Raw genomic sequence first — 24008 nt, forward strand, 5'->3', positions numbered from 1 at the left:
GACGACCTCCCGTCTCTGACGAGACACCCTGTTTTCCGACAAGGAGAAAACATTGCTCGACGTAACCACTTTCGATGAGCTGCGCATCGGCCTCGCAACGGCCGATGACATCCGTCGCTGGTCGCACGGTGAAGTGAAGAAGCCCGAGACCATCAACTACCGCACCCTGAAGCCCGAGAAGGACGGCCTGTTCGGCGAGCAGATCTTCGGACCCTCTCGCGACTGGGAGTGCTCCTGCGGCAAGTACAAGCGAGTCCGCTTCAAGGGCATCGTCTGCGAGCGCTGCGGCGTCGAGGTCACCAAGTCCTCGGTCCGCCGCGAGCGGATGGGCCACATCGAGCTCGCCGCCCCCGTCACCCACATCTGGTACTTCAAGGGCGTCCCCTCGCGCCTCGGATACCTGCTGGACATGGCGCCGAAGGACCTCGAGAAGGTCATCTACTTCGCGGCGTACATGATCATCGACGTGGACGACGACGGCCGTCACGCCGACATGCCCGGGCTCGAGAACGAGCTCCGGCTCGAGATCAAGACCCTCTCGGACCAGCGCGACTCCCGCATCGCGGACCGCCTGGCGCGCCTGGAGACCGACCTCGCCGCCCTGGAGGCGGAGGGCGCCAAGAGCGACCAGAAGCGCCGCACCAAGGACGGCGCCGAGAAGGAGATGGGCCAGATCCGCAAGTCCTTCGACGAGGACATCGCGCGGCTCGAGAGCGTGTGGGAGCAGTTCCGCACCCTCAAGGTCGGCGACCTCAAGCCCGAGGACGCGGTCTTCAACGAGCTCGTCGACCGGTACGGCGTCTACTTCGAGGCCTACATGGGCGCCGAGGCGATCAAGAAGCGCCTCGAGCAGTTCGACCTCCAGGCCGAGGCCGAGACGCTGCACCTGCAGATCGCCGAGGGCAAGGGTCAGAAGAAGATCCGCGCCATCAAGCGCCTGCGCGTCGTCAACTCGTTCCTCGCCACCGGCAACTCGCCGGCCGCGATGGTCCTCGACGTCGTCCCGGTCATCCCGCCGGAGCTGCGCCCGATGGTGCAGCTCGACGGAGGCCGGTTCGCGACCAGCGACCTGAACGACCTCTACCGTCGCGTGATCAACCGCAACAACCGACTCCGCCGCCTGCTCGACCTCGGTGCCCCCGAGATCATCGTGAACAACGAGAAGCGCATGCTCCAGGAGGCGGTCGACGCCCTCTTCGACAACGGCCGCCGCGGCCGCCCCGTCACCGGAACCGGCAACCGCGCCCTCAAGTCCCTGAGCGACATGCTCAAGGGAAAGCAGGGTCGCTTCCGCCAGAACCTGCTGGGCAAGCGCGTCGACTACTCGGGACGCTCGGTCATCATCGTCGGCCCGCAGCTCAAGCTGCACCAGTGCGGTCTGCCCAAGCAGATGGCGCTGGAGCTGTTCAAGCCGTTCGTGATCAAGCGCCTGATCGACCTGTCGCACGCGCAGAACATCAAGGCCGCCAAGCGCATGGTGGAGCGCTCGCGCCCGCAGGTGTGGGACGTGCTCGAGGAGATCATCCGCGAGCGCCCCGTCCTGCTGAACCGTGCGCCCACGCTGCACCGTCTCGGCATCCAGGCCTTCGAGCCCCAGCTGGTCGAGGGCAAGGCGATCCAGCTGCACCCGCTCGTCTGCGCCGCGTTCAACGCGGACTTCGACGGCGACCAGATGGCCGTCCACCTGCCGCTGTCCGTCGAGGCCCAGGCCGAGGCGCGCATCCTGATGCTCGCGTCGAACAACATCCTCAAGCCCTCGGACGGCCGTCCGGTCACCCTGCCCACGCAGGACATGATCATCGGCCTCCACCACCTGACGACGATCCGCGAGGGCGCCGCCGGCGAGGGCCGCGCGTTCTCCTCCGTCTCGGAGGCGATCCTCGCGAAGGACCAGGGCTCGCTGCACCTGAACTCGAAGGTCAGGATCCGCATGTCGGACGTGTACTTCGCGCAGGGTCAGGCACCCGAGGGTGTCGAGATCGACGAGAACGGCAAGGTCACCGCGCCGGTCCTCCTCGAGACCACGCTCGGCCGCGCCCTCTTCAACGAGGCGTTGCCGGTCGACTACCCCTACTTCGAGCAGGTCGCCGACAAGACGACCATCTCCGGGATCGTCAACGACCTCGCGGAGCGCTACCCGAAGGTGGAGGTCGCCGCCTCCCTCGACCGGATCAAGGACGCCGGCTTCTACTGGGCCACCCGCTCGGGTGTCACCGTGGCGCTGTCCGACATCCTCACGCCTCCGTCGAAGCCCGAGATCATCGCGGGCTACGAGAAGAAGGCCGCGAAGGTCGAGTCCGAGTACGACAAGGGTCTGACCACTCAGGCCGAGCGCCGCCAGGAGCTCGTGAAGATCTGGACCGAGGCGACCGACGAGGTCGCCAAGGCCATGCGCGCCAACTTCCCGACGGACAACACCATCAACCGCATGGTCACCTCCGGTGCCCGCGGCAACTGGCTGCAGGTGCGCAACATCGCCGGCATGCGAGGCCTGGTGAACAACCCGAAGGGCGAGATCATCGCCCGACCGATCATCTCCTCGTACCGCGAGGGCCTGTCGGTCGCCGAGTACTTCATCGCCACGCACGGTGCCCGCAAGGGCCTGGCCGACACCGCGCTCCGCACCGCGGACTCGGGCTACCTGACGCGTCGACTCGTCGACGTCTCGCAGGACGTCATCATCCGCGAGGAGGACTGCGGCACCTCGAAGGGCCTCGACCTGCCGATCATGCTCCAGGACGCCACCGGCGCCTGGATCAAGGACTCCAACGTCGAGAACTCCGTCTACGCCCGTTCGCTCGCCACCCCGGCGTCGAACGAGGCCGGCGAGCTCGTCGCCGAGGCCGGCGAGGACGTGGGCGACGTGCTCATCGAGAAGCTGGTCGGAGCGGGCGTGCGCCACATCAAGGTGCGCTCCGTCCTGACCTGCGAGTCCGCCGTCGGCGTCTGCGCGGCCTGCTACGGCCGCTCGCTCGCCACCGGCAAGCTCGTCGACATCGGAGAGGCCGTCGGCATCATCGCGGCCCAGTCGATCGGCGAGCCCGGCACGCAGCTCACGATGCGCACCTTCCACACCGGTGGATCGGCCTCGGCCGACGACATCACGCAGGGTCTTCCCCGCGTGCAGGAGCTCTTTGAGGCCCGCACCCCCAAGGGCGCGTCGCCGATCGCGGAGGCCGCCGGCCGGATCACCATCGAGGACACCGACCGTGCCCGCCGCGTCATCCTCCAGCCGGACAACGGCGACGAGGCGGTCATCTACCCGGTGCTCAAGCGCTCGCAGCTCCTCATCGAGGACGGCCAGCACGTCGAGCTCGGGCAGCAGCTGCACGTCGGAACGGTCGACCCCAAGGAGGTCCTGCGCGTGCTGGGCGTCCGCGAGGTCCAGAAGCACCTGGTGGGCGGCGTCCAGGGCGTCTACCGCTCGCAGGGTGTGCCGATCCACGACAAGCACATCGAGGTCATCGTGCGTCAGATGCTCCGCAAGGTCACCGTGGTCGACCACGGCGACACGGAGCTGCTGCCGGGCGAGCTCGTCGACCGCTCGCGCTACAGCGAGGTCAACCGTGCGGCTCTGACCGAGGGCAAGCGGACCGCGTCCGCCCGCCAGGAGGTCATGGGCATCACCAAGGCCTCGCTGGCGACCGAGTCGTGGCTGTCGGCCGCGTCCTTCCAGGAGACCACCCGCGTCCTGACGCAGGCGGCCATGGAGGGCAAGCGCGACCCGCTGATGGGCCTGAAGGAGAACGTGATCATCGGAAAGCTGATCCCGGCGGGAACCGGTCTGCCCAAGTACCGGAACGTGTCGGTCGAGGCGACCGAGGAGGCGAAGGCCGAGCGGTACCCCAACCGCATCTTCGCCGACGACGCCGCGTTCAGCGACGCCGACCTCTCGTTCGTCGACTTCGACTCGTTCTCGAGCGACGGCTACGAGCCGGGCAACTACAGCTGATCCAGGTGAGCTGAACGATCGAAGGCCCCGTCGGGACACCGGCGGGGCCTTCGTCGTCCCCGACCCGCGGTCACCCGCACGGGGGGCCGCCCGTTCGCGACGAGCGGCCTTCCCCGCAGGAGCGGGGTGATTGACTCGATGGGTGCTCGTCGGGTCGAGCCTGTACCCGTTCCCCGTCCTGGTCGCGGCACGTGAGGAAACGCGCGGATGAGACTCGTGATCGTCGTGCTGGCCGCACTGCTCGTGGTGGTCGGCGTCGTCGTGGTGCCCGCGGGGCGGGCGGAGGCGGCAGAGGCGGTCGCACCCTCGTCCTGCGGCGTCGCGGAGCTGGCTCCCGTGCTCGCGGGCGACGACGTCCGGCCGCGCTCCGCCGCCGCGCTGGTCCCCATCGTGATGCTGCACGGCTGGCTGGGCACGGCGACGCACGACGCCGACCGCACAGGGGCCTTCTCCCATCTCGTCGACATGGTGTCGTCGGAGTCGGCGACCGCTCCGCTCGACGCTCCCGAGCCGTCCCTCCTCGGCCGGCTGCAGCAGATCGACGGCGCCGCGGTCTACACCTTCGACTACCGCCGGCTCGCCGCGCGCTGGGTCACCGACCCGGGGATCAGCGACGCGCTCGCCTCCTCGATCGCCTGCCTCGTCTCCGCGACCGGGCACCGCGCCGTCGTCGTCGCGCACTCGATGGGAGGGCTCGCCGCCCGCCAGGCGCTGAGCGGCTCGGTCGACGGGACCGCCGTCGCCTCGATGGTCTCGTCCGTCCTCACCTTCGGCACCCCGAACACGGGATCCGACGTCGCGGAGCGCCTCGGACGAATGGTCGACGACTCCGGCCAGGTCAGCCCCGCGGTGATCGCAGGACTGGACCCGCAGAGCCGGCTGAGCGTCTCGGCGATGCTCGCCTCCTGCGGGGACGCCGTCTCGGAGGACGCCGAGCACGCGGGGGAGTGCACGGGAGTGCCGATGATCGACGCCCTCGCCTCGGCGGCGGGCAAGGGCCTGCGGACGGGATCGACCGAGCTCGGCTCCCTGCCGCACTGGCCCGCCGGCGTGCACGTGACGGCGCTGGTGGGTGACATCCAGGTGACCGCCGCGGTGGCGCTCGGCCTCGCCACCGCGCCGGTCGACCTCGGCGACATCATGGTCGCGACCGGATCGGCGACGGCCGGAGTCGACGACTACGTGGTCTCGACCTGCCGCTACACCTACCTCGCCGCGGCGGACGTGCCGTCTCTCGTCGCCGAGCTCTCGCCGTTCGCGCGGCTCGGCGATGCTCTGCGCTTCGCGAAGCTCGTGGTCGACGTCGACGCGAGCCCGTGCCACCACGCGCGGCTGACCCGGAACGTCGACCTCGTCGAGCACGCCACCGGCGTCGTGTCGGACGTCGTCGCGGGCGAGCTGTCCGCTCCGCACGCCTCTCGAGCGCAGACCGCGGCGAGGGCGCTCCCGGCGGCGGAGGAGTCCCGGAGGCGGTCCTCGTGACCGGTCGGCGGACACCGCCGAGGAGACACCATGTCGCGTCAGTTGACGGACGTCTGTCGGGAAGCATACGGTCGGACCGGCCCATGGGGAGGCCGCCTGGGGGACAGGCAGCGCGGCCCGCGCGGCACCCGAGCCGCATGCGCGGGCCGCGCCCGTCTCCGATCTCCTCTCACGTTCCGCGCTCCCTCCGGGTACGCTCGGCTGGACAGTAGATGTCGGAGGCTCCTCCGTGCATCCCGGCGCCGGAGGCCTGATGAGCGACGACCCCCTCGATGCGGAGGAGCCGGCGCGTCCTCCCCGCCTGACCCGCGAGCAGGTCCGCACCCGCCTGCTGGACGCCGCTCTCGCGGTCGTCCGCGCCGAGGGCCTGCGCGTCGGAGTCGCCCACCTGCCCCTCGAGGACGTCATCCGCTCGGCGGGTGTTCCGCGCAGCACCGTGTACCGGATCTGGCCCACCCGCCAGTCGTTCTACGACGAGCTGATCGCCGCGATCCCGGAGAGGGTCCTCGCCACCCGCCTCGACCAGCCGTCCCTGCGGGCCGGGAACTCCCACCTCCACCGCAGCCTCGACCCCGAGCCGACCCCGGCGCAGCGCCGCGAGGCCCTGACCGCCTCCGTCCGGGTCGCCGTCGACGCGAACGTCGACAACGTCTTCTCGTCGCAGCACTGGCGCAACTTCATCGCTCTCGCCGGCGCGGTGGGATCGCACGAGGAGCCGGCACGGACCGCCATCGGATCCGCTCTGCGGTCCCGCCAGCTGCACTTCATCGACAACATGGCGAAGTACTACGAGCACACCCTCGCCGAGGCGGGGCTCCGGCTGCGCCCGGACCGCGGCTCCGCCGCTCTCGCCTCCGCCGTCTCGGCCCTGATCGAGGGGCTGTGCATCGCGCGGATCGCGGCACCGGAGCTGGTGACCGGCCCGCTCGACCCGGCCGATCCCGAGGGGCCGTCGCTGGCGGTGGTGTCGGTGCTGCTGCTGATCGACGGGTTCACCGAACCGGACGAGTGATCCGGGTCGCGAGGTCCGCTCAGTCCTCCGCGACCGGCTCCAGCATCCCGTCGACGATCGAGCGGATCGTCCAGGCCGCCAGGGTCCACTCGACCGGCTCGCCGTCGAGGCCGGGGGCGGTCACCGGAGTGTCGAGGTCGTCGTCGAGGAGCCGGCCGCGGTGGGCGAGCCCGTCGATCACGATCGCGGTGAGGTGGGCGAGCTGGAGCGTCGTGAATCCCGGGCGCATCGTCCCGCCGAAGACCTGCAGCGTCTCCTCGTAGAAGTCGCGCATCCGGCGCGTGAGCATGCCCTCGATCCGCTTCGCCGTGGCGCGCACGGCGTCGCGTGCAGGCCCCTCCTCCATCGAGAAGGTGCAGGCGAGCAGCGCGTTGTACGACGACCAGTCGGCGGAGCGGCGGAGCGACTCGGCATTGGCCCGCGCGCCGATGCGGATGGTCTCCCAGGCGACCCGGCGGCGGCCGGCGGCCGTGGAGAGCAGATCGGTGGAGCGCTCGTAGACCTCGCGCATCTCCTGCTGGGCCTCGGGATCGGCGCCCTCCGCGTACCGGTCCCGCACGAAGACCTCGCCGACCAGGTCGGCCACGAACTCTTCGCGCGTGCTCCAGATCCGGTAGACGGAGCTGCGCGGCACGCCGGCCAGGCGGATGTACTCCTCCATGGGCAGGTGCGCGAAGCTCACCGTGAGGCCGTGGTTCGAGACGACGTCGCGCGCCGTGGCGATCATGCGGCTGCGGACCTGCTCCGCGGGGATCCTCCGGGCCCGCCGGGAGCCCTCTGCGCTGTCGTCCATGGAGAGGGACACTAGCCGGAGACGGTGCCGGGGGTGGTCCTCCACGCGCTCCGTGAGCCGATCCGGAGTGCTCTGGGGGCGTCCTCCCACTGAGACGGAATGTCCCATCACGTGCACGACGACGTCGCGGACCGCTACGGTGCAGCCGGGGCGGACCCGAACCTGCCCCTGCTAGGGGACCCCCGTGACCGGATTCGATCGGTTCACGCTGGCCGTCGTCGACGGACCAGCGATCGAGCGCGCCGCGCTGCAGGCGCTGCTCGCGCAGCTGCTGCCGCAGTTCTCGCACGACGAGGAGGGCGTCGACCGTATCGCGGTCCTCGACCTGGACGGCGTGCCCGGCGAGGAGGTGGCCGACACCCTCGAGCGTGCGGCGGCCCGGACCGTCGGCCTCGTCGTGCTCTCCTCCTCCGACTCCCTGGAGCCGGTGCGGGCCGTGCTGCGACGGGAGAGGGCGGCCTACGTCTGGAAGGGCGACGACCCCAGCGAGCTCGCGGCGGCGGTCGTCTCGGTCGCCTCCGGCCGGACCTGGATCTCGGACACCGCCCGCCACCGGCTCGTGCACGGGCGCGAGGAGCGCCGCCCGGTGCTGAGCCCGCAGGAGAGCCGTGTGATGCGCGCCTACGGAGCGGGTGCCGCGGTCCGCACCGTCGCGGTCGACCTCAGCGTCGCCGAGCACACCGTCCGCACCTACATCAAGCGGATCCGCGCCAAGTACCTCGAGACCGGCGTCACTCTCGACTCACGGGTCGACTTCTACCGCCACCTCGGCGACCACGACGTCGCCATCCGCCGCGGCGGAGACCGGGTGCGGGCCGGCCTGCAGCAGGCGGCCGGCGACGTGGTCGGCGAGCGCCGAGCCTGAGGCGAGCAGGATCGCGTTCCCGCCGGTGCGCCCCTCGACGAAGGCGGTCGATCCGACCGCTGCGGTCACCGGGAGCAGCTCGCGGACGACCCCGCGCAGGCGGTCCAGCCTCCGGTGGTCGGCGTCGTCGGCGACATTGACCGCGAGGAGCCCGTCGGCGCCGACCCGGGCGGCGAGCGGAGCGAGGACGGACGCGCGGTAGAACGCCTCCGGGATCTCGTCCCCGTCGTAGACGTCGAGCACGACGAGGTCGGCGCTCCAGGGCGGCAGGGGCCCTGCGGCGTCGGCCGTGAGGAGTCGGACGCGCGCGCCGCGGGGGAGCGGCGCGTGCTCGAGCACGAACTCCACGAGTCCCGCCGCGCTCTCCACCGCGAGCTGCTCGGAGCCCGGCCGGGTCGCGGCGACGTAGCGGGCCAGGGCCAGGGCTCCGGCTCCGAGGTGCAGCACGCGCAGCGGCTCGCCGGGCGGGGCGGCGGCGTCGACCACCGCGCCGAGGCGCGCGAGGTACTCGAGGTGCAGAGCCCGGGGATCGCCCGGATCGATCAGCGACTGCTCCGCGCCGTCGACCGTGAGCAGCAGCGCCTCCGGCCGCACGGGATCCGGCCCCAGCACGGCTGTGCGGCCTCCCGGCAGCAGGAGGGACGGAGGCATCCCGTCACGCTAGCGCTCCTCGCGCGATCCGCCCCGCCGCCGCTACGGTGACAGGCATGGCCGCCCTGATCCTGCTCGACGTCGACGGCGTCCTGAACCCCTCCGTCCGCAGCGATCGCGCCTCGGGCTCGCACCGCCTGGAGCTCGAGCCGGAGCGGGCGGCGCTCGTCGCCCGCCTGGCCGCGGTCGGCACGATCGTGTGGGCCACGACCTGGCCGCCGCGCTTGACGCGGGTCCTCGCCCAGGACCTCGGGCTGCCGGCGGGTACGGAGGCGATCGTCTTCGACGGCGGCCTCCCGCGCGACCCGCGGTTCCCGGGCCGGACGGGCAAGCTCCAGCCCGTAGCGGTGTGGCTGGAGGCGGCCGCCGAGCGCGGCGCGATCGACGCCGTGGTGTGGATCGACGACAACCTCCACGAGGACGCCTACGACTGGGCCCGCGAGCAGAGCACCCCCTTCCACCTGGTGCGTCCGGAGTCGGCGGCGGGCCTCACGAGCGACGAGGTCGCCGGTGCCGAGCACTTCCTGGCCGGACTCCCGGCGTCACACGGCGACATCCGGGAATAGGGCCGCCCCCTCCACTGGTTATCGTCACTCCGGGCGGTTCCGCCGAGCAGCGGTCCGCCCCGGGACGACCCGTCCCCTCGTCGATCCCCGCGCCGCATCCGGCACAGCGGGACCGCCACGACTCCGTGATGCACCGAAGGACAACACCGTGACCCTCTCCGCCCGCACCTCCCTGCGCGTCCTGCTCGGCACGACCGCCGCCGCCGCCGCCCTGGTCCTCGCCGGCTGCGCGCCCGCCTCGACCGACGACGTGGTCTCCGGCTCGAGCGGCGAGGGCACCGCCTCCGCCAGCTCCGGCCTGACTCTGGCCGAGGTCGAGGACTCGGGGAAGCTCACCATCGGCACCGAGGGCACCTACCCGCCCTTCTCCTTCCACGCCGACGGCGGGACGGGAGCCCTCACCGGCTACGACGTCGATGTGATCACCGCCGTGGCCGAGAAGCTGGGCGTCGAGCCCGACTTCCAGGAGACGCAGTGGGACGCGATGTTCGCGGGCCTGGACGGAGCGCGCTTCGACGTGATCGCGAACCAGGTCTCGATCAACGACGAGCGCGAGGCGAAGTACGACTTCTCGGAGCCGTACTCGGTCAGCCCCGGCGTCGTGATCGTCCCCTCGAGCGACACCTCGATCACCGACCTCGCCGGCCTCTCCGGCAAGACCACCGCGCAGTCGCTCTCGAGCAACTGGTACACCGTCGCGCAGGAGAACGGCGCCGAGGTCGAGGGCGTCGAGGGCTGGGCGCAGGCCATCGCCCTCGTCGAGCAGGGCCGCGTCGACGCGACCGTGAACGACCGCCTCACCTGGCTCGACTGGTCCACGACCTACCCCGACCAGGCCGCGGGCCTCAAGGTCGCCGTCACCACCGACGACACCTCCGAGAGCGCCTTCACCTTCCCGAAGGGCTCGGACGACCTCGTCGAGGCCGTCGACTCCGCCCTCGACGAGCTGCGCGAGGACGGCACCCTCGCCTCCATCTCCGAGCGCTACTTCGGAGCCGACGTCTCCCAGTAGCCCCACCCCGAGGCGGCTCCTCCCCTTCCGGGAGGGGCCGTCTCGTGCGTGAGCGGCCCCGACGCGGGGGAGCGGCGGAGCGGCTCAGGCAGCGGGTCCGCCCGCAAGGGCGCCCGCCCCGGCGAGAAGCGTGCCAGCATTCCCCAGGAGGCGGAGACGATCCGCCCCCGACGCCACCACCCGATCGAGCCGACCGCGGATCCTCCCGCGAAGGCGGGAGAACACAATGGACCTCGTCCTCCGGTCGTTCTGGCCGATCCTCTCCGGGGGCATCGTCGGGACGATCCCGCTCGCGCTGGCGAGCTTCGCCATCGGGCTCGTGCTCGCGCTGGCGGTCGCCCTGATGCGGCTCTCGCGGGTGCGGATCCTCTCCTGGATCGCGCGCGCCTACATCTCCGTCATCCGGGGCACGCCGCTCCTGGTGCAGCTGTTCGTGATCTTCTACGGGCTGCCGAGCCTCGGACTGAAGATCGACCCCTGGCCCAGCGCCACCATCGCGTTCGCCCTCAACGTGGGCGGCTACGCGGCGGAGGTGATCCGCGCGGCGATCCTCAGCGTCCCGAAGGGGCAGTGGGAGGCGGCGCACACGATCGGCATGAGCCGCTCGCTCTCGCTGCGGCGCATCATCCTCCCGCAGGCCGCGCGCGTCTCCGTCCCGCCGCTGTCGAACACCTTCATCTCGCTGGTGAAGGACACCTCGCTGGCCTCCCTCATCCTGGTGACCGAGCTCTTCCGGCAGGCGCAGAAGATCGCCACCGCGTCGAGCGAGTTCATGCTCCTCTACCTCGAGGCCGCTCTGATCTACTGGCTCATCTGCCTGGTGCTCTCCAGCGGCCAGGGCCTGCTCGAGAAGCGATTGGACCGCTATGTCGCCCGCTGACACTCCGACCGACGCGCGGCCCGTGCTCACGGCCCGCGGCCTCCGCAAGTCGTTCGGCGGGGTGGAGGTGCTGCGCGGCATCGACCTGGAGATCCGCCGCGGCGAGGTCGTCGCCCTGATCGGGCCCTCGGGCTCGGGCAAGACCACCGTCCTGCGCTCGCTGAACAGCCTCGAGGTGCCGGACGGCGGGGTGGTCGAGCTCGCCGACGGCAGCGTCCTCGACTTCGACCGCGGCGTCGGACGGAAGGCGCTGACCGGGCTGCGCGACCACTCCGCGATGGTCTTCCAGCACTTCAACCTCTTCCCGCACCTGACCGTCCTCCAGAACGTGACGGAGGGGCCGCTGCGAGTGCAGCGCCGTCCCGCGTCCGAGGTGGTCCCGGAGGCGGAGCGCCTGCTCGAGCGCGTCGGCCTCGGCGGCCGGGGGAGCGCCTACCCCTTCGAGCTCTCCGGCGGTCAGCAGCAGCGCGTCGGCATCGTCCGGGCGCTCGCGTTGCGGCCCGATCTGCTCCTCTTCGACGAGCCCACCTCGGCGCTGGACCCGGAGCTGGTCGGCGACGTGCTCTCGCTGATGCGGGAGCTGGCGGGGGAGGGCTGGACCATGCTCGTCGTGACGCACGAGCTCGAGTTCGCCCGGCAGGTGGCCTCGGAGGTCGTCTTCATGGCCGACGGCGTGGTCGTCGAGCGGGGCGCCCCTGCGCAGATCCTCCGGGAGCCGCGCGAGCCGCGCACGCGGCAGTTCCTGCACCGCCTCCTCCACCCGCTCGAGTAGACGGTCGGCGCTGTCCCCCGTCGACGGGGAGCCGCGCGGCGCACCGGGCGCGGCGGAAGGCGTGCCTATGCTGTCCGGGTGACCTGGAGCAGCGACGCCGAGACCACGCGGATCCCCTCCGCGACCGAGACGTCCGGCGGAACCGGACCCCAGCCGACCCGGGAGTACGTCTGGCCCGAACCCGTGACGGGCCGGCAGCCGACCGTCGAGCCCGTCGCCCCGGTCGTCGCGGCGTCCGCCCCCAGCGCCCTCGGGCCGGTCGAGGCCGAGCCCGAGCCGGTCCGGCGCTCCGGCAACCGTCTCGCGGGCCTCGCGCTCGCCCTCCTGACGACCGCGGTCTTCGCCGTCCTGTACCTCGTCGCCCTGACGGCGATCCGCCTCCTCGTCGACCGCGTCGGCGGCGACCCGGTCGCCCTCGCGCTGGACGCGGCACCGACCGCGCTCTTCCTCGCCCCGGTGGCCGCGTTCCTGGTCGGCCTGGCGCTGATCGTGCTGGTCGTGAACCGCGCGGGCTGGTGGGCCTACGTCCTCGGCGGCTTCCTCGTCGCCCTCCTCACGGCCGCGGCCGCGCTGGTCGGCGGCTGGAGCGCCGTCGGACCGCTCGCCCTGCCGATCGACCGCTCCCTCGCGCTCGACTACGTCCGCGATCCCGCCGTCCTCGCGGCGGTCCTCGCCGCCGGCGTCCTCGGCCGGGAGGCGAGCGTCTGGGGCGGCGCCGCGATCGCGGGCCGCGCCCGAGGCGTCAAGCGCCGCAACGCCGAGCGCGAAGCGGCCGCGCAGTCGTGACTCCGGAGGGGCAGGGGCAGGGCCGCGGAGCCGGCCTGGGCTACGGCCTCGCGCTGGCCGGCTTCGCCGCGTTCCTCTACCTCGCCCTGGTCGTCTGCGCGTTCGGGGTCCTCAGCCTCCTACTGGACCAGGACGTCGTGCCCGAGCGCGACGCCGGCCCGCTGCTGGGGCCGGTCTCGGTGGCGGTCTGCGTCGTCGCCGTGCTGGTCGCGATGGTGACCCTCGCCGCCCGTCCCGCCGTCCACCGCGTCCTCGGCCCGTCGCTGCTGACCGGGGTCGTCGTCTACCTGCTCTTCCTCCTCACCGGCGGAGCGCTCTACGGGCTCGGCCGCCAGGAGCCGGGGGAGATCCTCGGCTGGATCCTCGACCACGCCCCCACTGTCTTCGCGATCGCGACCGGCGTGCTCGCGGCGGCCGTCCAGCTCGTGTTCCTCCTGCTCCTGGCCCGTCGCGACGCCGGCGGCCGCAGCCCCCACTGGGGCTGGGAGGGCGACGAGCGGGAGTGACGACGGAGTCCCGGCGCGGCTCAGCGCGGCGCTGCGGCATCTCCCAGGGCGAACGCCGCTCGGTTGACCGGCCCCGTCACTCCCCGTAATATTCTTCGGGTGTGCGCTTTGCCGTGCGCTCGTGTCGTGCCTCCGGGTCGATGCGGTCGCCGCACTTCGCTCTACCGGGTCCGCGAGGATCCGCGGGTTCGTCCGATCGGGCGGCCCCCACGGCATACCCCTCACCCTCCCGGTCCCGCTCGCGGGGCCGCGGGGTGCGTCGGGTCCAGATGAACTCGGCCGTTCCCGGAGACGGGAGGGCCGAATGTCGACCATCGATCCGCTGTCACCGTGCAGCATTCAAGGAGCAAAACCAGTGCCAACGATTCAGCAGTTGGTCCGCAAGGGACGCACGCCGAAGGTCACCAAGACCAAGGCGCCCGCCCTGAAGGCCAACCCCCAGCAGCGCGGCGTCTGCACGCGCGTCTACACGACCACGCCCAAGAAGCCGAACTCGGCCCTCCGCAAGGTGGCCCGCGTGAAGCTCTCCAACGGCACCGAGGTCACCGCCTACATCCCCGGCGAGGGCCACAACCTGCAGGAGCACTCGATGGTGCTCGTGCGCGGCGGTCGCGTCAAGGACCTCCCCGGTGTCCGCTACAAGATCGTTCGCGGCGCCCTGGACACCCAGGCCGTCAAGAACCGCAAGCAGGCTCGCAGCCGGTACGGCGCGAAGATGGAGAAGAAGTAATGCCTCGTAAGGGCCCCGCTCCCAAGCGCCCCGTCGTCGCAGACCCCGTCTACGGCGCCCCCATCGTCAGCCAGCTCGTCAACAAGATCCTCCTGGACGGCAAGAAGGGCCTCGCCGAGCGCATCGTCTACGGTGCCCTCGAGGGCGTCGCCGGCAAGAACGGCCAGGACGCGGTCGTCACCCTCAAGAAGGCGCTCGACAACGTCCGCCCGACCCTCGAGGTCCGCAGCCGCCGCGTCGGTGGCTCGACCTACCAGGTCCCGGTCGAGGTCAAGCCCCACCGCGCCAACACCCTCGCGCTCCGCTGGCTCACCAGCTACGCGAAGGCCCGTCGCGAGAAGACGATGACCGAGCGTCTCATGAACGAGATCCTCGACGCGTCGAACGGTCTGGGCGCCGCTGTCAAGCGTCGCGAGGACACCCACAAGATGGCCGAGTCGAACAAGGCCTTCGCGCACTACCGCTGGTAGCGCACCCCGCGGCCGCCTCCGGGCGACCGCGACCACCGGGCCCGCGGCGTCACCGCTGCGGGCCCGGTCCCGGCGGCGGATCGCCCGATCCCCGCGACCGGGCGACCGCCACCACCAGAATCCCAGCCATTCGGCCATGAACCCGGTGCGCTGGCTCCATCACCTATCGGAGGAACTCCGTGGCACAAGATGTGCTCACCGACCTGAACAAGGTCCGCAACATCGGCATCATGGCCCACATCGATGCCGGCAAGACCACCACCACCGAGCGCATCCTGTTCTACACGGGTATCACGCACAAGATCGGCGAGGTCCACGACGGCGCCGCGACGATGGACTGGATGGCGCAGGAGCAGGAGCGCGGCATCACGATCACATCCGCCGCGACGACCTGCTTCTGGAACAAGAACCAGATCAACATCATCGACACCCCCGGTCACGTCGACTTCACGGTCGAGGTCGAGCGCTCGCTCCGCGTCCTCGACGGCGCCGTCGCCGTCTTCGACGGCAAGGAGGGCGTCGAGCCCCAGTCCGAGACCGTCTGGCGTCAGGCCGACAAGTACGACGTCCCGCGCATCTGCTTCGTCAACAAGATGGACAAGCTCGGCGCCGACTTCTACTACACGGTCGACACGATCATCAAGCGCCTCGGCGCGAAGCCGCTGGTCATCCAGCTGCCCATCGGCGCGGAGTCCTCCTTCGAGGGCGTCGTCGACCTGGTCGAGATGCGCGCGCTCACGTGGCGCGGCGACTCGAAGGGCGACGTCGCGCTCGGCGCGAAGTACGAGATCGAGGAGATCCCGGCCGACCTCGCCGACAAGGCGGCGGAGTACCGCGAGAAGCTCCTCGAGACCGTCGCGGAGACCTCCGACGAGTTGCTCGAGAAGTACTTCGGCGGCGAGGAGCTCACCGTCGCGGAGATCAAGGGCGCCATCCGCAAGATGACCGTCAACTCCGAGATCTACCCGGTGCTCTGCGGCTCGGCGTTCAAGAACCGCGGCGTCCAGCCGATGCTCGACGCTGTCGTGGACTACCTCCCCTCCCCGCTCGACGTCCCCGCCATCGAGGCGCACGACGTCCGCGACGAGGAGAAGGTCATCATGCGCCACGCGGACTCGACCGAGCCCTTCTCGGCGCTCGCGTTCAAGGTCGCCGTGCACCCGTTCTTCGGTCGCCTGACCTACGTCCGCGTCTACTCGGGCAAGCTCGACTCCGGTGCCCAGGTCATCAACTCGACCAAGGGCAAGAAGGAGCGCATCGGCAAGATCTTCCAGATGCACTCCAACAAGGAGAACCCGGTCGACTCGGTCACCGCCGGCCACATCTACGCCGTCATCGGCCTCAAGGACACCACCACCGGTGACACCCTGAGCGACCCGGCCGCGCAGGTCGTGCTCGAGTCGATGACCTTCCCGGAGCCCGTCATCGAGGTCGCCATCGAGCCCAAGACGAAGGCGGACCAGGAGAAGCTCGGTACCGCGATCCAGAAGCTCGCGGAGGAGGACCCCACCTTCCGCACGGAGCAGAACCAGGAGACCGGTCAGACGGTCATCAAGGGAATGGGCGAGCTGCACCTCGACATCCTGGTCGACCGCATGAAGCGCGAGTTCAACGTCGAGGCCAACGTGGGCAAGCCCCAGGTCGCGTACCGCGAGACGATCCGCCGCACGGTTGAGAAGTACGACTACACCCACAAGAAGCAGACGGGTGGCTCCGGCCAGTTCGCGAAGGTCCAGATCACCATCGAGCCGATGGAGGTCGAGGCCGACAAGACCTACGAGTTCGTCAACGGCGTCACCGGTGGCCGCGTCCCGCGCGAGTACATCCCCTCCGTCGACGCGGGCATCCGCGACGCCATGCAGGTCGGCGTGCTCGCCGGCTACCCCATGGTCGGCGTGAAGGCGACCCTGGTCGACGGAGCGGCGCACGACGTCGACTCCTCCGAGATGGCGTTCAAGATCGCCGGCTCGATCGCGTTCAAGGAGGCCTCGCGCAAGGCGCAGCCGGTCCTCCTCGAGCCGCTCATGGCCGTCGAGGTCCGTACTCCCGAGGAGTACATGGGCGACGTCATCGGCGACATCAACTCGCGTCGCGGGATGATCCAGTCGATGGAGGACGCCACCGGCATCAAGGTCATCCGGGCCAACGTCCCGCTGTCCGAGATGTTCGGCTACATCGGAGACCTGCGCTCGAAGACCTCGGGCCGCGCCGTCTACTCGATGACGTTCGAGACCTACGCCGAGGTCCCCAAGGCCGTGGCCGAGGAGATCGTCCAGAAGAACAAGGGCGAGTAGCTCCGCCCCTGGGCCGTCGCCGTTCCCCGGAACGGCGGCGGCCTGGTAGTGTCGTGCGGGTTTGCTGCCGAGTGCAGCGCGCCCCCTGTCGCAGCGGGACGGCCGCACGACCACTGCCGGTAACATACGTACACAAAACCCCCGCAAGTCCTCCTGTCCTCGTGCCGCCCCGTGCGGCCGCCCGGATGCGGATGCTTGCACCTAAGTCCTGAGGAGGACCCACAGTGGCTAAGGCCAAGTTCGAGCGGACCAAGCCGCACGTCAACATCGGAACCATCGGTCACGTCGACCACGGAAAGACCACGCTCACCGCGGCGATCTCGAAGGTTCTGGCGGACAAGTTCCCGTCCGCGACCAACGTCCAGCGTGACTTCGCGTCGATCGACTCCGCTCCCGAGGAGCGCCAGCGCGGCATCACGATCAACATCTCGCACGTCGAGTACGAGACGCCGAAGCGCCACTACGCGCACGTCGACGCCCCGGGTCACGCCGACTACATCAAGAACATGATCACCGGCGCGGCCCAGATGGACGGCGCGATCCTCGTGGTCGCCGCCACCGACGGCCCGATGGCTCAGACCCGTGAGCACGTCCTCCTCGCCAAGCAGGTCGGCGTCCCCTACCTCCTCGTCGCGCTGAACAAGGCCGACATGGTGGACGACGAGGAGATCCTGGAGCTCGTCGAGCTCGAGGTCCGCGAGCTCCTCTCGTCGCAGGGCTTCCCCGGCGACGACGCCCCCGTCGTGCGCGTCTCCGGCCTCAAGGCCCTCGAGGGCGACGACACCTGGACCCAGTCGATCCTCGACCTGATGGACGCGGTCGACGAGTCCATCCCGGACCCGGTGCGCGACAAGGACAAGCCGTTCCTCATGCCGATCGAGGACGTCTTCACGATCACCGGTCGTGGAACCGTCGTCACCGGCCGTGCGGAGCGTGGAACCCTCGCTCTGAACTCCGAGGTCGAGATCGTCGGCATCCGCCCGACGCAGAAGACCACGGTCACCGGAATCGAGATGTTCCACAAGCAGCTCGACGAGGCCTGGGCCGGCGAGAACTGCGGTCTGCTCCTCCGCGGCACCAAGCGCGAGGACGTCGAGCGCGGCCAGGTCGTCGTCAAGCCGGGTTCGGTCACGCCGCACACGGACTTCGAGGGCACCGCGTACATCCTGTCCAAGGATGAGGGTGGGCGTCACAACCCGTTCTACGCGAACTACCGTCCGCAGTTCTACTTCCGCACCACCGACGTCACCGGCGTCATCACGCTGCCCGAGGGCACCGAGATGGTCATGCCCGGCGACACCACCGACATGACGGTCGCGCTGATCCAGCCGATCGCCATGGAGGAGGGCCTCGGCTTCGCCATCCGTGAGGGTGGACGCACCGTGGGTGCCGGTACGGTCACCAAGATCATCAAGTAGGTCCGTCCTACCGATCTCTCGAGAGGGGTCGTCCGCTTCGGCGGGCGGCCCCTCTCGTCGTTCCCGGGGACGCCCGGCTAGCGTGGCGGCATGCCCTTCGTGAAGAGCGACCCCCGTGCCCTCCCGCAGTTCTTCGAGTGGGAGGCGGCCGGCCTGGACTGGCTGCGCGAGGCGGACGGCGGTGCGCGCTGTGTCGGGGTGGAGAGGGTGTCGCCCGGGCGCATCGAGCTGGAGGAGATCCGCTCCGCGCGACCCTCCGCCGAGTCGGCTCGGGCCTTCGGCGCCGCGCTCGCCCGGACGCACGACGCCGGAGCCGCGGCGTTCGGAGCGCCGCCCCCGGGATGGACCGGCCCCGCCTACATCGGCCGCCGCGAGATGCCGTGCCGCCCGGACGACTCGTGGGGGCGCTTCTACGCGGAGCAGCGGGTGCGGCCGTTCCTCGGCCCCGCCGTGGAGGCGGGCAACCTCACGGCAGCCGAGTCGCGGCTCGTCGAGCAGGCTCTGGGCCGGGTGGCGGCCGGAGCCTTCGACGACGGTGCGGGGCCCGCCCGGATCCACGGGGACCTCTGGACCGGCAACGTGCTCTGGACGGCGGACGGCGCCGTCCTGATCGACCCCGCCGCTCACGGGGGACACCGCGAGACCGATCTGGCGATGCTGGCCCTCTTCGGCGCTCCGCACCTCGACGCCGTCCTCCAGGGCTACCGCGACCAGCATCCGCTGGGGGCCGGCTACGAGGAGCGGGTGCCACTCCACCAGCTGCACCCGCTCGCCGTCCACGCCGCCGGTCACGGTCCCTCCTACGGCCGCGCCCTGGCAGACGCAGCGGAGCAGGTGATCGCACTGGCCGGTTGACCGGCGCGCCCGCACCGTTCCCCCAGCCGGGAGCGCCACACTGAGGCACGCGCCGCCCTGTGCGCGTTTACAAGGAGGCATCATCGTGGATCTCGGGAAGCTCGGACGCCAGGCCGGCGAACTGCTCAACAGCCGGAAGGCCCAGGACGCGCTGCGGAGCGAGAAGGCCGAGCAGGTCTCCGACCAGACCCTCGAGAAGGCGGGCGAGATCGCCAGCCGCCTCACCAACGGCAAGTACGACGACCGCATCGAGGACCTGAAGCGCCAGGCCGACAAGCGGATCGGCAACGAGTAGCGGCTGCCGACCGACTGCTCGTCCCCGCCGTCAAGCGGGTGCGGGCCTCGGATCCGCCGTCCTATCGTCGGATCGATGGCTGACACTCGCGCGCGACGACTCCGTAGGACCGATTCGAGCGGGCGCGGCTACACCCGGGTGCGCGCGGGCTCCGGCTTCAGCTACCGCGACCCGAAGGGCGCGACCGTCGCCGACAAGGAGCTGCGCGCGCGCTTCGACCGTCTCGGCATCCCGCCGGCCTGGACGGACGTCTGGATCGCCCCGTACCCCAACGGGCACATCCAGGCCACCGGTGTCGACTCCGCCGGCCGCCGCCAGTACATCTACCATCCGACCTGGCGCGAGCAGAAGGACCGGATCAAGTTCGACCGGGCGCTGCGGCTCGCGGAGGCCCTGCCGGGGGCGCGCCGGGCCGTGACCATCGCCCTCCGCTCGGACGGACCCAGCCGCGAGCGCGCGCTGGCCACCGCCTTCCGGATGCTCGACACCGGATCGCTCCGCGTCGGCAGCGAGAGGTACGCGAAGGAGCACGGCAGCATCGGCCTCTCGACGCTCCTGTGCGCGCACGCCACGACCCACGGGGACCGGGTCGCCCTCGCCTTCCCCGGGAAGAGCCATCAGGCGTGGACGAGCGAGATCCTCGACCACGACCTCTCGCGCGTCGTCCGTGCTCTCAAGCGTCGTGGGCCGAACGCCCGCCTGCTCGCCTGGAAGGACGGGCGGGAGTGGCGGCCGGTCTCGGCGCCCGAGATCAACGACTACGTGCGCGAGCGCGCCGGCGACGACTTCACGGCGAAGGACTTCCGCACTCTGCACGGCACGGTCGCGGCCGCGCTGAGCCTGGCGAAGTCGGGCCCGCGGGCCACGCAGCGCGCTCGAAACTCCGCGATCGCCCAGGCGATGCGCGACGCCTCGGACGTGCTCGGGAACACGCCGACGGTCGCCCGCGCCAGCTACGTCGACCCGCGGCTGCTGGACCACTTCCGCGCCGGCGAGACCATCGACGCGTCGCGCCCCGCGTCGGCCGAGACCGCCGTCCGGGCGCTGCTCTTCGAGTAGCGGGGGAGGCCCTCCGGCCCGCGCTGCTGATCGGAGCGACCGGCTCCCACGGTCCGTCACGACGTGCTCGCGAAGGAGCCCTCCGGCGCGACACGCCCGGGTTGCAGGGGTGGGGCATCTGTGGGAGACTCTTCTAGTTCAAAATTTCCTCTCGGGCGGCGTGCTGCTCGCAGGGGGACACTGCCAGGCAGTGCCGAGACGGCATCGCGGAGGCTCGACCCGAGAGGGCGGCCACGCGGGTGCGACGTCGAGGCGGCGGGTAGCAGAACGACAACAACCGACATCTCAACGGTCTCTCCGTGCGTCGTGCGTTCTGCACGCCGATCGGAGCGCCCCGAGGGTGCGGTGCTTTTGACAGAAGAACACTGGTTGCACTTTTCCGGGTCACCGGAGTTCCTTCGCGAGCGCGTCCAATGCGAGACGAGTCCGGCTCCGGCCGGGGGAGTCGCGTACGACGCAATAACAAGAGAGTGAGAGATCACACATGGCGGGACAGAAGATCCGCATCCGACTGAAGTCGTACGACCACGAGGTCATCGACACGTCGGCGCGCAAGATCGTCGACACGGTCACCCGTGCCGGTGCAACGGTGGTCGGCCCCGTGCCGCTGCCGACCGAGAAGAACGTGGTCTGCGTGATCCGTTCTCCCCACAAGTACAAGGACAGCCGCGAGCACTTCGAGATGCGCACCCACAAGCGCCTCATCGACATCATCGACCCGACGCCCAAGGCCGTCGACTCGCTCATGCGCCTCGACCTGCCGGCCGACGTCAACATCGAGATCAAGCTCTAAGGAGGAGTGCCACCATGTCTGTCACTGTTTCCCCCACGCTGAAGACCAGCAAGGGCCTCCTCGGCACCAAGCTCGGAATGACCCAGGTCTGGGACGAGAACAACAAGCTCGTGCCGGTCACCGTCATCGAGATCAGCCCCAACGTCGTGACCCAGGTCCGCACGGAGGAGAAGGACGGCTACACCGCCGTCCAGCTCGCCGCCGGTGCGATCGACCCGCGCAAGGTGAACAAGCCCGCCGCCGGTCACTTCGACGCCGCGGGCGTCACCCCCCGCCGCCACCTCACCGAGGTCCGCACCTCCGACGCCGCCGACTACTCGGCCGGCCAGGAGCTGACCGTGGACGCCGTCTTCGAGGCCGGCACCAAGGTCGACGTCGTCGGCACCAGCAAGGGCAAGGGCTTCGCCGGCGTCATGAAGCGTCACAACTTCAAGGGCGTCTCGGCTTCGCACGGTTCGCACCGCAACCACCGCAAGCCCGGCTCCATCGGCGCCTCCTCGACCCCCAGCCGTGTCTTCAAGGGCATGCGCATGGCCGGTCGCATGGGTGGCGAGCGCGTCACCGTGCTCAACCTCAAGGTGCACTCCGTCGACGCCGAGAAGGGCCTGCTGCTCGTCAAGGGCGCCGTCCCCGGTGCCCGCGGTCGCCTCGTGTTCGTTCGCAACGCCGTGAAGGGAGCGTAGTTCCATGGCTACCTCTGTCGACATCATCGACGTCAAGGGCCAGAAGGCGGGCTCGGTCGAGCTCCCCGCCGCACTCTTCGACGTCCAGACCAACATCCCCCTCATCCACCAGGTCGTCGTGGCCCAGCTCGCCGCGGCGCGCCAGGGAACCCACAAGACGAAGAACCGCGGTGAGGTCTCCGGAGCCGGTCGCAAGCCGTTCAAGCAGAAGGGAACCGGTCGCGCTCGTCAGGGCTCGATCCGCGCCCCGCACATGACCGGTGGTGGCGTGGTCCACGGACCGACCCCCCGCAGCTACGCGCAGCGCACCCCCAAGAAGATGATCGCCGCGGCTCTGCTCGGCGCTCTCTCGGACCGCGCCCGCGGTGCCCGCATCCACGTGGTCGAGTCCCTCGCCCTCGGCGACACCCCCCGGACCAAGGACGTCCTCGTCCTGCTCGACGCCCTCTCGGTGTCGCGCAACGTCCTCGTGGTGCTCGAGCGCGACGACTACATCGCCGAGCTCTCGCTCCGCAACGTGCCGTTCGTGCACATCCTGCCGGCCGACCAGCTCAACGCGTACGACGTGCTCGTCTCCGACGACATCGTGTTCTCGAAGGGCGCGCTCGACGCGTTCATCGCGGCCAAGTCGGGCGTCGAGTCCAACAAGGAAGAGGTGAACGCATGAGCCAGTCCGCCGCGTTCAACAAGGACCCCCGCGACGTCATCATCTCCCCGGTGGTCTCGGAGAAGTCCTACGGCCTGATCGACGAGGGCAAGTACACCTTCGTGGTCGACCCGCGTTCGAACAAGACCGAGATCAAGCTCGCCATCGAGAAGATCTTCGGCGTCGAGGTCGCGTCGATCAACACGCTGAACCGCCAGGGCAAGACCCGCCGCACGAAGTTCGGCACCGGCAAGCGCAAGGACACCAAGCGCGCGATCGTCACGCTGAAGTCCGGCTCCATCGACATCTTCACGAGCGTCGGCTGAGCCGAAGAAGCGTAGAGGAAACAGACAATGGCTATTCGTAAGTACAAGCCCACGACCCCCGGTCGCCGCGGCTCCAGCGTTGCCGACTTCGCCGAGATCACCCGCTCGACGCCCGAGAAGTCGCTCCTGCGCCCGCTGTCCAAGACCGGTGGCCGCAACAACTCCGGCCGCATCACGACGCGTCACATCGGTGGTGGCCACAAGCGCCAGTACCGTCTGATCGACTTCCGTCGCAACGACAAGGACGGCGTCAACGCCAAGGTCGCTCACATCGAGTACGACCCCAACCGCACGGCGCGCATCGCGCTGCTCCACTTCGTGGACGGCACCAAGCGCTACATCCTGGCCCCGAACAAGCTCTCGCAGGGCGACGTCGTGGAGTCGGGCGCCGGCGCCGACATCAAGCCCGGCAACAACCTGCCGCTGCGCAACATCCCGACCGGTACGGTCATCCACGCCATCGAGATCAAGCCGGGAGGCGGCGCCAAGCTCGCCCGCTCGGCCGGCACCTCGGTCCGCCTCGTCGCCAAGGACGGCCCCTACGCGCAGCTCCGCCTGCCGTCGGGCGAGATCCGCAACGTCGATGCGCGCTGCCGCGCCACGATCGGCGAGGTCGGCAACGCCGAGCAGTCGAACATCAACTGGGGCAAGGCCGGCCGCATGCGCTGGAAGGGCGTCCGCCCGACCGTCCGCGGTGTCGCGATGAACCCGGTCGACCACCCGCACGGTGGTGGAGAGGGCAAGACCTCCGGTGGACGCCACCCGGTCAGCCCGTGGGGTCAGTCCGAGGGACGCACCCGTCGCCCCAACAAGGAGAGCGACAAGCTCATCGTTCGCCGCCGCACCGCCGGTAAGAAGCGCAAGTAGGAGTTGTAGAAGATGCCTCGCAGTCTCAAGAAGGGCCCCTTCGTTGACGACCACCTGCTCCGCAAGGTGTTCACGGCCAACGAAGCCGGCAACAAGAACGTCATCAAGACCTGGTCGCGCCGTTCGATGATCATCCCGGCGATGCTGGGCCACACCATCGCGGTCCACGACGGTCGCAAGCACATCCCTGTGTTCGTGACCGAGACCATGGTCGGCCACAAGCTCGGCGAGTTCGCCCCCACTCGGACCTTCCGCGGTCACGAGAAGGACGACAAGAAGGGCCGTCGCCGCTGAC

24 protein-coding genes are annotated in these 24008 nt (G+C 70.3%); 23 read left to right on the forward strand and 1 reads right to left on the reverse strand.

All coding sequences use genetic code 11. From position 1 onward, the window contains the following. Positions 1 to 52: 52 nt before the first annotated feature. The 3 genes from C5C69_RS11535 (at position 53) to C5C69_RS11545 (ending at position 6446) form a co-directional block, all read left to right on the forward strand. Positions 53 to 3952 carry a DNA-directed RNA polymerase subunit beta' gene (locus tag C5C69_RS11535; RefSeq protein ID WP_104224580.1) on the forward strand — a complete coding sequence of 1300 codons (3900 nt, stop codon included), beginning with the start codon at positions 53 to 55 and terminating at the stop codon, positions 3950 to 3952. A 207-nt stretch (positions 3953 to 4159) separates the two neighbouring features. Continuing rightward, on the forward strand, positions 4160 to 5434 hold the full coding sequence (locus tag C5C69_RS11540; protein ID WP_104233927.1) for a triacylglycerol lipase: 1275 nt from the start codon (positions 4160 to 4162) through the stop codon (positions 5432 to 5434). A 253-nt stretch (positions 5435 to 5687) separates the two neighbouring features. Beyond that, the gene (locus C5C69_RS11545; RefSeq protein ID WP_104233926.1) at positions 5688 to 6446 is read left to right on the forward strand and encodes a TetR/AcrR family transcriptional regulator; all 759 of its coding nucleotides are present in this window, start codon (positions 5688 to 5690) and stop codon (positions 6444 to 6446) included. A gap of 19 nt (positions 6447 to 6465) precedes the next feature. On the opposite strand, the gene C5C69_RS11550 is transcribed toward C5C69_RS11545, so the two are convergent. Next, a complete protein-coding gene (locus C5C69_RS11550) occupies positions 6466 to 7239 on the reverse strand; it encodes a TetR/AcrR family transcriptional regulator (RefSeq protein WP_146080934.1) in 774 nt (257 codons plus the stop codon). Between the two features lie 184 nt (positions 7240 to 7423). Here C5C69_RS11550 and C5C69_RS11555 point away from each other — a divergent pair, with 184 nt between their 5' ends. The 20 genes from C5C69_RS11555 to rpsS all read left to right on the forward strand — a co-directional run bounded on the left by C5C69_RS11555 (position 7424) and on the right by rpsS (position 24007). Further along, positions 7424 to 8104 carry a LuxR C-terminal-related transcriptional regulator gene (locus tag C5C69_RS11555; protein ID WP_104233924.1) on the forward strand — a complete coding sequence of 227 codons (681 nt, stop codon included), beginning with the start codon at positions 7424 to 7426 and terminating at the stop codon, positions 8102 to 8104. A gap of 707 nt (positions 8105 to 8811) precedes the next feature. Next, on the forward strand, positions 8812 to 9321 hold the full coding sequence (locus C5C69_RS11560) for an HAD domain-containing protein (RefSeq protein ID WP_104233923.1): 510 nt from the start codon (positions 8812 to 8814) through the stop codon (positions 9319 to 9321). 148 nt (positions 9322 to 9469) lie between these two features. Then, the gene (locus C5C69_RS11565) at positions 9470 to 10333 is read left to right on the forward strand and encodes an amino acid ABC transporter substrate-binding protein (RefSeq protein WP_374953121.1); all 864 of its coding nucleotides are present in this window, start codon (positions 9470 to 9472) and stop codon (positions 10331 to 10333) included. A gap of 226 nt (positions 10334 to 10559) precedes the next feature. Further along, positions 10560 to 11213 carry an amino acid ABC transporter permease gene (locus C5C69_RS11570; protein WP_104224574.1) on the forward strand — a complete coding sequence of 218 codons (654 nt, stop codon included), beginning with the start codon at positions 10560 to 10562 and terminating at the stop codon, positions 11211 to 11213. After that, entirely contained in the window at positions 11200 to 11985 is a 786-nt protein-coding gene (locus C5C69_RS11575) for an amino acid ABC transporter ATP-binding protein (RefSeq protein ID WP_104226760.1), read from the forward strand. The genes C5C69_RS11570 and C5C69_RS11575 overlap by 14 nt, the downstream gene beginning before the upstream one ends. Before the next feature lie 78 nt (positions 11986 to 12063). Next, positions 12064 to 12771, forward strand: coding sequence for a hypothetical protein (locus C5C69_RS17000; protein WP_181067840.1), 708 nt, complete (start codon positions 12064 to 12066; stop codon positions 12769 to 12771). After that, entirely contained in the window at positions 12768 to 13277 is a 510-nt protein-coding gene (locus tag C5C69_RS11585; protein ID WP_104233922.1) for a DUF6121 family protein, read from the forward strand. The genes C5C69_RS17000 and C5C69_RS11585 overlap by 4 nt, the downstream gene beginning before the upstream one ends. A 355-nt stretch (positions 13278 to 13632) precedes the next feature. Beyond that, a complete protein-coding gene (gene rpsL / locus C5C69_RS11590; protein ID WP_011186743.1) occupies positions 13633 to 14007 on the forward strand; it encodes a 30S ribosomal protein S12 in 375 nt (124 codons plus the stop codon). After that, positions 14007 to 14477: a 30S ribosomal protein S7 gene (rpsG, locus tag C5C69_RS11595; RefSeq protein WP_068251443.1), complete on the forward strand. Its 471-nt coding sequence runs from the start codon at positions 14007 to 14009 to the stop codon at positions 14475 to 14477. The genes rpsL and rpsG overlap by 1 nt, the downstream gene beginning before the upstream one ends. A gap of 179 nt (positions 14478 to 14656) precedes the next feature. Further along, positions 14657 to 16771, forward strand: a complete 2115-nt coding sequence (gene fusA / locus C5C69_RS11600; RefSeq protein ID WP_104224571.1) for an elongation factor G — start codon at positions 14657 to 14659, stop codon at positions 16769 to 16771. Positions 16772 to 16995: 224 nt separating this feature from the next. Further along, complete coding sequence (gene tuf / locus C5C69_RS11605; RefSeq protein ID WP_104224570.1) at positions 16996 to 18189, forward strand: elongation factor Tu; 1194 nt, start codon at positions 16996 to 16998, stop codon at positions 18187 to 18189. Positions 18190 to 18279: 90 nt separating this feature from the next. Continuing rightward, positions 18280 to 19044, forward strand: a complete 765-nt coding sequence (locus C5C69_RS11610; protein WP_104233921.1) for a fructosamine kinase family protein — start codon at positions 18280 to 18282, stop codon at positions 19042 to 19044. A gap of 85 nt (positions 19045 to 19129) precedes the next feature. Continuing rightward, entirely contained in the window at positions 19130 to 19339 is a 210-nt protein-coding gene (locus C5C69_RS11615) for an antitoxin (protein ID WP_159939075.1), read from the forward strand. Between the two features lie 75 nt (positions 19340 to 19414). After that, complete coding sequence (locus C5C69_RS11620; RefSeq protein WP_104233920.1) at positions 19415 to 20398, forward strand: DNA topoisomerase IB; 984 nt, start codon at positions 19415 to 19417, stop codon at positions 20396 to 20398. 484 nt (positions 20399 to 20882) lie between these two features. Beyond that, positions 20883 to 21191 (forward strand): 30S ribosomal protein S10, encoded by a 309-nt coding sequence (gene rpsJ / locus C5C69_RS11625; RefSeq protein ID WP_005050520.1) that lies wholly within the window; start codon positions 20883 to 20885, stop codon positions 21189 to 21191. 14 nt (positions 21192 to 21205) lie between these two features. Next, positions 21206 to 21874: a 50S ribosomal protein L3 gene (gene rplC / locus C5C69_RS11630; RefSeq protein WP_104224566.1), complete on the forward strand. Its 669-nt coding sequence runs from the start codon at positions 21206 to 21208 to the stop codon at positions 21872 to 21874. A gap of 4 nt (positions 21875 to 21878) precedes the next feature. Continuing rightward, positions 21879 to 22541: a 50S ribosomal protein L4 gene (gene rplD / locus C5C69_RS11635; RefSeq protein ID WP_104224565.1), complete on the forward strand. Its 663-nt coding sequence runs from the start codon at positions 21879 to 21881 to the stop codon at positions 22539 to 22541. Further along, positions 22538 to 22846 (forward strand): 50S ribosomal protein L23, encoded by a 309-nt coding sequence (gene rplW, locus C5C69_RS11640; RefSeq protein WP_068209445.1) that lies wholly within the window; start codon positions 22538 to 22540, stop codon positions 22844 to 22846. The genes rplD and rplW overlap by 4 nt, the downstream gene beginning before the upstream one ends. Before the next feature lie 27 nt (positions 22847 to 22873). Further along, positions 22874 to 23713, forward strand: a complete 840-nt coding sequence (gene rplB / locus C5C69_RS11645) for a 50S ribosomal protein L2 (protein ID WP_068251462.1) — start codon at positions 22874 to 22876, stop codon at positions 23711 to 23713. A 12-nt stretch (positions 23714 to 23725) separates the two neighbouring features. Next, entirely contained in the window at positions 23726 to 24007 is a 282-nt protein-coding gene (rpsS, locus tag C5C69_RS11650; RefSeq protein WP_055787078.1) for a 30S ribosomal protein S19, read from the forward strand. The last annotated feature ends 1 nt before the right edge of the window (position 24008 follow it).

The sequence above is a fragment of the Rathayibacter sp. AY1C7 genome (assembly GCF_002931865.1).
In the GTDB taxonomy this organism is placed as follows: domain Bacteria; phylum Actinomycetota; class Actinomycetes; order Actinomycetales; family Microbacteriaceae; genus Rathayibacter.